Below are 10,902 nucleotides of genomic sequence, written 5' to 3'. Positions count from 1 at the left end.
CGGTGAGGGAAGACGTGAGCGACAACTCTGTAGTACTGCGGTACGGCGGCGGCGAGTACACCTACCCGGTGGTCGACAGCACCGTCGGCGACAAGGGCTTCGACATCGGCAAGCTCCGCGCCCATACCGGTCTGGTGACGCTGGACAGCGGCTACGGCAATACGGCCGCGTACAAATCCGCCATCACCTACCTCGACGGTGAGTCGGGCATCCTCCGCTACCGCGGCTATCCGATCGAGCAGCTGGCCGAGCGCTCCACCTTCCTCGAGGTGGCCTACCTGCTGATCAACGGCGAGCTGCCCACCGTCGACGAGCTCACGACGTTCAAGAACGACATCACGCGGCACACGATGCTGCACGAGGACGTCAAGAACTTCTACAAGGGCTTCCCGCGCGACGCCCACCCGATGGCCATGCTGTCGTCGGTGGTCTCCGCGCTGTCCACCTTCTACCAGGACAGCCACAACCCCTTCGACGAGCAGCAGCGCAACCTCTCCACGATCCGCCTGCTCGCCAAGCTCCCGACGATCGCGGCGTACGCGTACAAGAAGTCGATCGGCCACCCGTTCGTCTACCCGCGCAACGACCTCGGTTACGTCGAGAACTTCCTCCGCATGACCTTCTCGGTCCCGGCGGACGAGTTCGAGCTGGACCCGGTCGTGGTCTCCGCCCTCGACAAGCTGCTGATCCTGCACGCCGACCACGAGCAGAACTGCTCCACGTCGACGGTCCGCCTGGTGGGTTCGTCCCAGGCCAACATGTTCGCGTCGATCTCGGCCGGCATCAGCGCCCTGTGGGGCCCGCTGCACGGCGGCGCCAACCAGTCCGTGCTGGAGATGCTCGAGGGCATCCGCGACGCGGGCGGCGACGTCGACACCTTCATCCGCAAGGTGAAGAACAAGGAGGACGGCGTCCGCCTGATGGGCTTCGGCCACCGGGTCTACAAGAACTTCGACCCGCGCGCCCGCATCATCAAGGCCGCCGCGCACGACGTGCTCTCCGCGCTGGGCAAGGAGGACGAGCTCCTCGACATCGCCCTCAAGCTGGAGGAGCACGCGCTCTCCGACGACTACTTCGTCGAGCGCAAGCTCTACCCGAACGTGGACTTCTACACGGGTCTGATCTACCGCGCCATGGGCTTCCCGACCGAGATGTTCACGGTCCTGTTCGCCCTCGGCCGTCTGCCGGGCTGGATCGCCCAGTGGCACGAGATGATCAAGGAGCCGGGCTCCCGCATCGGCCGCCCGCGCCAGATCTACACGGGCGTGGTCGAGCGCGATTTCGTCCCGGTCGAGGAGCGCTGAACCTCCGCAGCCGCTTAGAGGCGACGACATACAGAAGGCGCCCTGGCGCGTCGGTCCCCCCACGGGCCGACGACCAGGGCGCCTTCCCGTGTCCCGGTGCGGATTCCCCCCACGGGATCCGGCCGGGCGCTCGGTGCGGACAGCGCCTGAATCGCTGCAGCAGTGATGCATGCGGTCTGCCGGGACCCGTACGGATCGGGAGGGCCGCTCAAAGCTTCCCGAAGTACGCGCCCCGGCAACGCTCCCCCAAGCTCTCACCTACGTTCGAGCAGGGAGGTGCCCCCATCTGAGGAGGTCCCCCAAAGACGTCCCCAGGTGTCGTCCGACGCCCCCCAAGACGCCGTCTGACACCGTCAACTTAGACCGTCGAACCCCTTCGATGGTTACCTTCACATCACTGTGATCTGCGTCTCTTGCGTATGTCCGTTAAATGCGCAAGAGCTCCGATATCTCGATCAGAGCCCAAGCGTAAGGATAATGCGCGAGCGTTGTGAAGAGCTTATGTGAGACGGCCGTTGGACTCCAAGAGGGCCTCCGCGGCTCCCTCAGCGGAACCTGCGCAGCCGCAGGCTGTTCGTCACCACGAACACCGACGAGAACGCCATCGCCGCACCCGCGATCATCGGGTTCAGCAGCCCGGCGGCCGCCAGCGGCAGCGCGGCCACGTTGTAGCCGAAGGCCCACAGCAGGTTGCCCTTGATCGTGGTCAGCGTCCTGCGGGACAGCCGGATGGCGTCCGCGGCCACCCTCAGGTCCCCGCGCACCAGCGTCAGATCGCCCGCCTCGATCGCGGCGTCCGTGCCCGTGCCCATCGCCAGCCCCAGGTCGGCGGTGGCGAGCGCGGCCGCGTCGTTGACCCCGTCGCCCACCATGGCGACGGTCCGGCCCTCGCCCTGCAACCGCCGTACGACGTCGACCTTGTCCTCGGGCAGCACCTCGGCGATCACATCGTCGGAGTCGATCCCGACAGCGCGCGCCACCGCCTCGGCCACGGTGCGGTTGTCCCCGGTCAGCAGGACCGGCGTGAGCCCCAGTGCGCGCAGTTCCCGTATCGCCTCGGCGCTGGTCTCCTTGACCGCGTCGGCGACGGCGAGGACACCGCGCGCGGCTCCGTCCCACCCGGCCACGACGGCCGTACGACCGCCGTTCTCGATCTTCTCCTTGGCGCGGGCCAACTCCGCCGGGAGCCCTGTGCCGTTCTCGGCGAGGCGCCCCACGACCACCTCGTGGCCGTCCACGCGCCCGCGCACGCCCCGCCCGGGGACGTTCTCGAAGTGCTCGACCTCCGGCAGCGTGCCGACCCGCTCCTCGGCGCCGGCCGCGATCGCGCGGGCGACGGGGTGCTCGGAGGCGTGCTCCAGGGCGCCCGCGAGCCGCAGCAGCTCCTTCTCGTCGGTGCCGTCGGCGGCGTACGCCTCCTGGAGGGTCATGCGGCCAGTGGTGATCGTGCCGGTCTTGTCCAGGACGACCGTGTCGACGCGGCGCGTGGACTCCAGGACCTCGGGGCCCTTGATGAGGATGCCGAGTTGGGCGCCCCGGCCGGTGCCGACCATCAGCGCGGTCGGCGTGGCCAGGCCCAGGGCGCAGGGGCAGGCGATGATCAGCACGGCGACGGCGGCCGTGAAGGCGGCGGCCGCGTCGCCCGTGACGCCGAGCCAGACCCCGAACGTGCCGAGCGCGATGAGGATGACGACCGGGACGAACACCGCGGAGATCCGGTCGGCCAGCCGCTGCACCTCGGCCTTGCCGTTCTGCGCGTCCTCGACCAGCCTCGCCATCCGGGCGAGTTGGGTGTCCGCGCCGACCCGGGTCGCCTCGACGACGAGCCGGCCGCCCGCGTTGACCGTGGCCCCGGTGACCGCGTCCCCGACGGTCACGTCCACCGGTACCGACTCGCCGGTCAGCATGGACGCGTCGACGGCGGACGCGCCCTCGACCACCGTGCCGTCGGTGGCGATCTTCTCGCCGGGCCGTACGACGAACCGGTCGCCGACGGCCAGCCGAGCCACGGGGACGCGCACTTCGCGGCCCCCGCGCAGCACGGCGACGTCCTTGGCGCCCAGCTCCATCAGCGCCCGCAGCGCCGCCCCCGCGCGCCGCTTGGAGCGGGCCTCCAGATAGCGGCCGAGCAGGATCAGGGCGACGACTCCGGCGGCCACCTCGAGGTAGATGGTGGACGCGCCGTCCATGCGGGAGACGGTGGACCGGAACGTGTCGTGCAGGCCCGGTCTGCCCGCGTCGCCGAAGAACAGCGCCCACAGCGACCAGCCGAACGCGGCCAGCGTGCCGACCGAGACGAGCGTGTCCATGGTGGCGGCGCCGTGGCGGAGGTTCGTCCAGGCGGCCCGGTGGAACGGCCATCCGCCCCAGACGACGACCGGGGCGGCGAGGGTGAGCGAGAGCCACTGCCAGTTGTCGAACTGAAGGGCCGGGACCATGGCGAGCAGGACGACCGGGACGGCCAGCAGCACGGAGATCAGCAGACGGTGACGGAGGGCCGCGAGCTCGGGGTCCGGGGCTTGCTCCGTGGTCTGCGCCGCCTCCGGTTCGGGCTGCGGGGGCGCGGGCTCCTCTGCGGTGTAGCCCGTCTTCACCACGGTGGCGATCAGATCGGCGACCCCTACCCCCGGGGGGTAGGCGACCTTCGCCTTCTCCGTCGCGAAGTTCACCGTGGCGCTGACGCCGTCCATGCGGTTGAGCTTCTTCTCGACGCGGGCGGCGCAGGACGCGCAGGTCATCCCGCCGATGAGCAGCTCGACCTCGGAGGTCTCCGCTGCTGTCGGCGCCTGTGCGGGGGCCGGTGTTCCTGCGGTGGTGCTGGTCATGTCCGGGCTCCAGACGACGGACCGGACCGCAGGGTTCCAGTATCTGCTGGCCGGCCGATACTGGAACCCTACGGCCCGGGTCGGGAGATGTGGTGCGGGCGGGTGTACGCGCTCGGATTCAGGGGGCGTACGCGATCAGGCCTTGCCGACGAGCTCGAAGCCGGCCTCGTCCACGGCGGAGCGGACGGCCTCCTCGTCGAGCGGGGCGGCGGAGACGACGGTGACCTCGCCGGTCGAGGCGACGGCCTTCACCGAGCTGACGCCGGGAATCTCGGAGATCTCGCCGGCGATGGAGCCCTCGCAATGGCCGCAGCTCATCCCGCTCACCTTGTAGACGGTGGTGACGGTGTCCGGGGTGTCGGTCTGGGCGGTCATGTCATTACTCCTCGACGGGGCGTATGGGACCAGAGGGACCCTCAGGGGGGCCTGCGCTCTTCACACTATACCCCTAGGGGGTATTTCTCAACGAACGACGTGGCCGGGGCGCCCCTGCCCCGCCCGGAGACGGGGCGCGGGTGCGGCGTGTGCCCGGCCCGTCTCGCCGGGGCCGTCAGGTCTCTCCTCTGCCCCGGTTGCCGGGCCGGGAGGCGACCCATGCGCGGACGGTGTCCGCGTACCAGTAGGGTCGGCCTCCCTCCACATGGTCGGGCGGAGGCAGTAGTCCGTGCTTGCGATAGGACCGTACGGTGTCCGGCTGCACCTTGATATGTGCCGCGATCTCCTTGTAGGACCAGAGCCTTCGGTCGGTCATGAGTCGCACCTCCCTGCGCGCGCCGCGTCGGCGGCCGGGGACGGCCGTCGGGGGAGCCGGGCGCGGCGCTGGCGATCACCAAGCCTGTGTCTGGTGAACGACGCGGGGTCGGCACGCGCAAGCGGCTGTCGACCGGGTGTGACCCAGGACCCGCGTACACGGGACATGTGTGACACGAAGGGGGCGTTTGTGACAGACCTGCGGCAAAGGCGTGCGCCGGTACAAGGGCGGGGCGCGTTGACTTGCCGGCGTTCGGGGGCTAACGAAGCCGGGAGGGGACGGGAGTTACCGGGCGTGCAGGCGTCACGCCCCGCACGACCTCAGGAACGCGCGCGTCCGCCGGGCGATCGGCAGGGGCCGGTCCGGCGCGCACGGGTACATGTCCTGCTCGACGATCGCGAACAGGTCGGCGTCCAGTTCTCGTGCCGCCTCCAGGACCGGGCCGAGCGCGGGCACCCCGGCCGGCGGTTCGCACATCACGCCCCGCGCGACCGCGGGCCCGAACGGCGTGCCGTCCGCCCGTACTTCGGCCAGGATCTCCGGGTCCACCTGCTTAAGGTGCAGATAGCCGATGCGCTCGCCGTAGGTCCGGATCAGCTTGACGCTGTCCCCGCCGCAGTACGCGTAGTGTCCGGTGTCCAGGCACAGCGACACGAGCGAGGGATCCGTGCCGTCCAGGAAGCGGGCGACGTTCTCCTCGCTGTCGATGTGGGTGTCGGCGTGCGGGTGCACGACGATCCGCAGGCCGTAGCGCTCGCGCACCTCCCGGCCGAGCCGCTCGGTCAGCGAGGTCAGGTTCCGCCACTGCCCGGGCGTCAGGGTGTCCGGCTCCAGCACCTCGCCGGTCTTGTCGTCCCTCCAGAAGGACGGGATGACGACCAGGTGCCCGGCGCCCGTCGATTGCGCCAGGGCGGCGATGTCCGAGACGTGCGCCCAGGTCCTGTCCCAGACGGCCGTGCCGTGGTGCAGGCCCGTGAACACCGTGCCGGCCGACACCTTCAGCCCCCGTCGCGCCGTCTCCTCGGCGAGGACGGCCGGGTCGGTCGGCAGATACCCGTAGGGGCCCAGCTCGATCCACTCGTAGCCGGCCTCCGCGACCTCGTCGAGGAAGCGCCGCCAGGGCACTTGTACGGGATCGTCCGGGAACCAGACGCCCCAGGAGTCGGGCGCCGAGCCGACCCGGATGCGGGAGACACCGGAAACGGGAGACTGGGGTGACAGCGACGTCATGGCCGCCAGCGTGCGGGCCCCGGGAGGGAGTGTCAAGGACTGGTCCGAATGTCCGGACAAATCATTGACAGGGTTCCGGGTACGGGGCTAGAAACCGGGGGAGAGCTGCGGATGAGTGACCGATGCGGTACGACGTGACGCAGAAGGGAAGCCGATGGCGTACGACCTGATCACCATGGGGCGGATCGGAGTGGATCTCTACCCCCTGCAGACGGGTGTCCCGCTCGCCCGGGTGTCGTCCTTCGGCAAGTTCCTCGGTGGCTCGGCGACGAACGTCGCGGTCGCCGCGGCCCGCCTCGGCCGCCGCACCGCCGTGATCACCCGCACCGGCGACGATCCCTTCGGCACCTATCTGCACGAGGCCCTGCGCGGCTTCGGCGTCGACGACCGCTGGGTCACCCCGGTGCCCGGACTGCCCACCCCGGTCACCTTCTGCGAGATCTTCCCGCCGGACGACTTCCCGCTGTACTTCTACCGACAGCCCAAGGCGCCCGACCTGGAGATCGAGGCCGGTGACCTGGACTTCGACGCCATCCGCGAGGCGGGCGTCTTCTGGGTCACCGGCACCGGCCTGAGCGAGGAGCCCAGCCGTACGGCGACCCTCGCGGCGCTCGCCGATCGCGCACGGTCCGCTGCGACCGTCTTCGACCTCGACTGGCGCCCCATGTTGTGGAAGAACACGTCCTGGAGCCGCACCCCGGCGGCCGTCCGTGTCTTCTACGCCGAGGCCCTGCGCCACGCCACCGTCGCCGTCGGCAACCTCGACGAGGTGGAGATCGCCACCGGGCTGCGCGAACCGCACGCCGCCGCCCGCGCGCTGCTCGACGCCGGTGTCGAACTCGCCGTCGTCAAGCAGGGACCCAAGGGAGTCCTCGCCGTCAGCCGGGACGGCGACTCGGCCGAGGTCCCGCCGCTCCCGGTCACCGTCCTCAACGGCCTCGGTGCCGGTGACGCCTTCGGCGGCGCCCTCTGCCACGGACTGCTCGCGGGCTGGGGCGTGGAGAAGATCATGCGGTACGCCAACGCGGCAGGTGCGATCGTCGCCTCCCGCCTGGAGTGCTCCTCGGCCATGCCCACCGCCGACGAGGTGGCCGCCGCCCTGGAGACGGGAGCGGTGCGATGACGGCCGGACAGGGCGACGGCGTGGGCGGGGACGGACACGTGCGCGTCGACGTGCCCGCACTGGTCCACACCCGCACCCATCACCCCGAGGCGATCGCCGAGGCCGCCGCCTGCCGGGTCCGAAGACCGCGGCTGAGCGCGAGCGGCCAGCTGATGATCGTCGCCGCCGACCACCCGGCCCGCGGCGCGCTCGGCGTCGGCGACCGGGGGCTCGCCATGGCGAGCCGCGCCGACCTGCTGGAGCGGCTGTGCCTGGCGCTGTCCCGCCCGGGCGTCGACGGCGTCCTCGCCACCGCCGACATCCTCGACGACCTGCTGCTGCTCGGCGCGTTGGACCACAAGGTCGTCATGGGCTCGATGAACCGCGGCGGCCTCCAGGGCGCCTCCTTCGAACTCGACGACCGCTTCACCGGCCATCGCCCGGAGGACATCCAGCACCGCCGCTTCGACGCGGGCAAGCTGCTGCTGCGCATCGACTACGACGACCCGGGCTCGCTCGCCACCCTGGAGTCGGCCGCGCGGGCCATCGACGACATGGCCGCGCGTCGACTCCCTGTCTTCGTCGAGCCGTTCATCTGCGAGCGCACTCCCGAGGGGCGTCTGCGCAGCGACCTGAGCGCCGCGGCGGTCACCCGGTCCCTCGCCATCGCCTCCGGTCTGGGCGGCAGTTCGGCCTACACCTGGCTGAAGGTCCCGGTCACCGAGAACCCCGACGACATGGCCCGGGTGATGGAGGCCTCCACTCTTCCCGCCGTGCTCCTGGGCGGCGACATCGGCGACGATCCCGAGGGCCAGGCCATGGCGTTCGAGAAGTGGCGCGACGCCCTCCGACTCCCCACCGTGCGCGGCCTGGTGGTCGGCCGCTCGTTGCTGTATCCGGCGGACGGCGACGTGACCGCCGCCGTGGACTTTGCCGTCGAACTCGTGGACACCGCCGTGGAAGTGCTGTGAGGGGCGCATGACCAGAGACCTGCACCTGCCGGCCGGCTCGACCGCCGGTGCCCCGTACGCCGTCGACATCGACCCCGAGCGGGCCGGATGGGCGCACAGCAGCCTGCGGATCGTCGAGTTGGAGCCGGGCGGTACGCACGAGTTCACCACCGGCGACAGTGAGTGGGTCGTGCTTCCGCTCGGCGGCGGTTGTACGGTGCGTACAGAGGACGGCGCGACGGACGAGGAGTTCCAAGTCCTGGGCCGGGAAAGCGTGTTCGCGGGCGTCTCCGACTTCGTGTACGTGCCCCGGGACGCCCGGGTCCAGATCGCCTCCGGCGCGGGAGGCCGCTTCGCCCTGGCAGGAGCGAAGTGCGAGCGACGACTCCCCGCCCGCTACGGCCCCGCGCCGGAGGTTCCCGTCGAACAGCGCGGCAACGGTGTCTGCGCCCGCCAGGTGCGCAACTTCGCCTCCGCCGACGCCTTCGACTGCGACCGGCTCATCGCCGTCGAGGTCGTCACGCCGGGCGGCAACTGGTCCTCGTATCCGCCGCACAAGCACGACGAGCACCGGCCGGGCGAGGAGGCCGAGTTGGAGGAGATCTACTACTTCGAGATCGACGGGCCGAACGGGTTCGGATACCAGCGCGTGTTCCCCTCACGGGAGGGCGGAGCCGACGTCCTCGCCGAGGTCCGCACCGGCGACGCCGTCCTCGTCCCCGACGGCTGGCACGGGCCGTCCATCGCCCAGCCCGGCCACGCCATGTACTACCTGAACGTCATGGCCGGCCCCGGCGCGACGCGGGAATGGCGGATCCGCTTCCACCCCGAGCACACGGAGGGTTACCGATGACCTCGCCGGCTTCGCAGCGGCTCACGGTCGCACAGGCACTCGTTCGCTTCCTGTCCGCCCAGTACACCGAGCGGGACGGTGTACGGCAGCGGCTCATCGGCGCGACCTGGGGCATCTTCGGCCACGGCAACGTCGCGGGGATCGGCCAGGCGCTCGTCGAGTACGCGGGCGACATGCCGTACCACCAGGGCCGCAACGAACAGGCCATGGTGCACGCGGCAGTCGGCTACGCGCGGCAGTCCAACCGCCTGTCCACGCACGCGGTGACGACCTCCATCGGCCCCGGCGCCACCAACCTCGTCACCGGAGCCGCCCTCGCCACCGTCAACCACCTGCCGGTGCTGCTCCTGCCCGGTGACGTCTTCGCGGCGCGCCCCGCCGACCCGGTCCTCCAGCAGCTCGAAGTCCCCTACGCGGGCGATGTGTCGGTGAACGACTGCCTGCGCCCGGTGTCGAAGTACTTCGACCGCATCACCCGGCCGGAGGCCCTGATCCCGGCCGCGCTCCAGGCGATGCGCGTGCTCACCGACCCCGTGGACACCGGCGCCGTGACGCTCGCCCTGCCCCAGGACGTCCAGGCCGAGGCCTGCGACTGGCCCGAGGAGTTCTTCGCCGAGCGGGTGTGGACCGTGCGCCGCCCGGGCGCCGACCCGGCCGAACTCGCCGAGGCCGTCACGGCGATCCGCGCCGCCCGCCGGCCGCTGCTCGTCGCGGGCGGCGGCGTCCACCACAGCCGAGCCGAGGCCGCCCTCGCCGAGTTCGCCGAGGCGACCGGCATCCCGGTCGCCGCCACCCAGTCCGGCAAGGGCTCCCTGCGCTGGGACCACCCGCAGGACGTCGGCGGCATCGGCCACACCGGCACCGCCACCGCGGACGAACTGGCCCGCACCGCAGACCTGGTGATCGGCGTCGGCACCCGCTACACCGACTTCACCACCGCCTCCGGCACCCTCTTCGAGAACCCGGACGTCCGCTTCCTCAACCTCACCATCGCCCCCTTCGACGGCCACAAACTCGCCGGCCTGCCGCTGATCGCGGACGCCCGCAGCGGCCTGGAGGAGCTGACCGAGGGGCTCCAGATGCACAGGCACCGGGTCGCCGAGGCGTACGTCGCCGAGTACACCGAGGGCAAGGCGCACTGGGAGCGGCGCGTCGACGCCTCCTACGCCGCCGACGATCCCGGCGTACGGCCGACGCAGCCGCAGGTGCTGGGGGCGCTGGACGGCGTCGTCGACGAGACGGACGTGATCGTGAACGCGGCCGGGTCCCTCCCGGGCGACCTGCACAAGCTGTGGCGCGCGCGGTCGCGGGACCAGTACCACCTGGAGTACGGCTACTCGTGCATGGGCTACGAGATCCCGGCCGCGATCGGGGTGAAGCTGGCCGCTCCCGACCGGCCCGTGTGGGCCCTGGTCGGCGACGGGACGTATCTGATGATGCCGACCGAGATCGTGACCGCCGTCCAGGAGGGCGTCGCGATCAAGATGGTGCTGGTGCAGAACCACGGCTACGCCTCGATCGGCGGGCTGTCGGAGTCGGTGGGCGCGGAGGGGTTCGCCACCGCCTACCGCTACCCGGCCGAGGACGGCCGCTACACCGGCGCCCCGCTCCCCGTCGACCTCGCCGCCAACGCGGCCAGCCTCGGCATGCGCGTGCTGCGCGCGCGGACCGTGGGGGAGTTGCGCACGGCGCTCGCCGAGGCGCGGGCCGCCGACACCCCCACATGTGTCTACGTGGAGACCGAAACGGCAGACAGTGTGTCGGGCGCGCCTTTGGCGCAGGCCTGGTGGGATGTTCCTGTGGCCGAGACCGCGACGAGAACGCCCGCGGTCAAGGCGCGTGAGCTGTACGAACGGCACGTCTCGACCCGACGCCGCCATCTGTGAA

9 protein-coding genes are annotated in these 10,902 nt (G+C 71.1%); 5 read left to right on the top strand and 4 right to left on the bottom strand.

Going from position 1 to position 10,902, the window contains the following annotated elements:
- Positions 1 to 14: 14 nt before the first annotated feature.
- The gene (locus ABZ910_RS30425) at positions 15 to 1,304 is read left to right on the top strand and encodes a citrate synthase (protein ID WP_361371194.1); all 1,290 of its coding nucleotides are present in this window, start codon (positions 15 to 17) and stop codon (positions 1,302 to 1,304) included.
- Positions 1,305 to 1,849: 545 nt separating this feature from the next.
- On the opposite strand, the gene ABZ910_RS30420 is transcribed toward ABZ910_RS30425, so the two are convergent.
- The 4 genes from ABZ910_RS30420 to ABZ910_RS30405 form a co-directional block, all read right to left on the bottom strand.
- On the bottom strand, positions 1,850 to 4,129 hold the full coding sequence (locus ABZ910_RS30420; protein WP_361371191.1) for a heavy metal translocating P-type ATPase: 2,280 nt from the start codon (positions 4,127 to 4,129) through the stop codon (positions 1,850 to 1,852).
- 135 nt (positions 4,130 to 4,264) lie between these two features.
- Positions 4,265 to 4,504, bottom strand: a complete 240-nt coding sequence (locus tag ABZ910_RS30415) for a heavy-metal-associated domain-containing protein (protein WP_361371188.1) — start codon at positions 4,502 to 4,504, stop codon at positions 4,265 to 4,267.
- Positions 4,505 to 4,679: 175 nt separating this feature from the next.
- Positions 4,680 to 4,880 (bottom strand): MerR family transcriptional regulator, encoded by a 201-nt coding sequence (locus tag ABZ910_RS30410; protein ID WP_361371185.1) that lies wholly within the window; start codon positions 4,878 to 4,880, stop codon positions 4,680 to 4,682.
- Between the two features lie 303 nt (positions 4,881 to 5,183).
- Positions 5,184 to 6,110, bottom strand: coding sequence for a sugar phosphate isomerase/epimerase (locus ABZ910_RS30405; protein ID WP_361371182.1), 927 nt, complete (start codon positions 6,108 to 6,110; stop codon positions 5,184 to 5,186).
- A 154-nt stretch (positions 6,111 to 6,264) separates the two neighbouring features.
- Here ABZ910_RS30405 and iolC point away from each other — a divergent pair, with 154 nt between their 5' ends.
- The 4 genes from iolC to iolD are packed head-to-tail and all read left to right on the top strand — an operon-like array spanning position 6,265 to position 10,901.
- On the top strand, positions 6,265 to 7,233 hold the full coding sequence (iolC, locus tag ABZ910_RS30400; RefSeq protein ID WP_361371179.1) for a 5-dehydro-2-deoxygluconokinase: 969 nt from the start codon (positions 6,265 to 6,267) through the stop codon (positions 7,231 to 7,233).
- Positions 7,230 to 8,183, top strand: coding sequence for a deoxyribose-phosphate aldolase (locus ABZ910_RS30395; protein WP_361371177.1), 954 nt, complete (start codon positions 7,230 to 7,232; stop codon positions 8,181 to 8,183). The genes iolC and ABZ910_RS30395 overlap by 4 nt, the downstream gene beginning before the upstream one ends.
- A gap of 7 nt (positions 8,184 to 8,190) precedes the next feature.
- Complete coding sequence (iolB, locus tag ABZ910_RS30390) at positions 8,191 to 9,015, top strand: 5-deoxy-glucuronate isomerase (protein ID WP_361371174.1); 825 nt, start codon at positions 8,191 to 8,193, stop codon at positions 9,013 to 9,015.
- The gene (gene iolD, locus ABZ910_RS30385) at positions 9,012 to 10,901 is read left to right on the top strand and encodes a 3D-(3,5/4)-trihydroxycyclohexane-1,2-dione acylhydrolase (decyclizing) (protein WP_361371171.1); all 1,890 of its coding nucleotides are present in this window, start codon (positions 9,012 to 9,014) and stop codon (positions 10,899 to 10,901) included. Before iolB ends, iolD begins: the two co-directional genes overlap by 4 nt.
- Position 10,902: the final 1 nt, after the last annotated feature.

Origin of the sequence: Streptomyces sp. NPDC046805 (genome assembly GCF_040645355.1) — a bacterium.
GTDB lineage: Bacteria > Actinomycetota > Actinomycetes > Streptomycetales > Streptomycetaceae > Streptomyces.
This window is presented reverse-complemented; position numbering and strand designations above follow the sequence as displayed.

What these genes read in the sequence shown, in the direction of transcription:
- iolB (WP_361371174.1), top strand. Translation starts at nt 8,191, where the DNA reads ATGACCAGAGACCTGCACCTGCCGGCCGGCTCGACCGCCGGTGCCCCG.
- iolD (WP_361371171.1), top strand. Translation starts at nt 9,012, where the DNA reads ATGACCTCGCCGGCTTCGCAGCGGCTCACGGTCGCACAGGCACTCGTT.
- ABZ910_RS30405 (WP_361371182.1), bottom strand. Translation starts at nt 6,110, where the DNA reads ATGACGTCGCTGTCACCCCAGTCTCCCGTTTCCGGTGTCTCCCGCATC.
- ABZ910_RS30395 (WP_361371177.1), top strand. Translation starts at nt 7,230, where the DNA reads ATGACGGCCGGACAGGGCGACGGCGTGGGCGGGGACGGACACGTGCGC.
- ABZ910_RS30410 (WP_361371185.1), bottom strand. Translation starts at nt 4,880, where the DNA reads ATGACCGACCGAAGGCTCTGGTCCTACAAGGAGATCGCGGCACATATC.
- ABZ910_RS30420 (WP_361371191.1), bottom strand. Translation starts at nt 4,129, where the DNA reads ATGACCAGCACCACCGCAGGAACACCGGCCCCCGCACAGGCGCCGACA.
- iolC (WP_361371179.1), top strand. Translation starts at nt 6,265, where the DNA reads ATGGCGTACGACCTGATCACCATGGGGCGGATCGGAGTGGATCTCTAC.
- ABZ910_RS30415 (WP_361371188.1), bottom strand. Translation starts at nt 4,504, where the DNA reads ATGACCGCCCAGACCGACACCCCGGACACCGTCACCACCGTCTACAAG.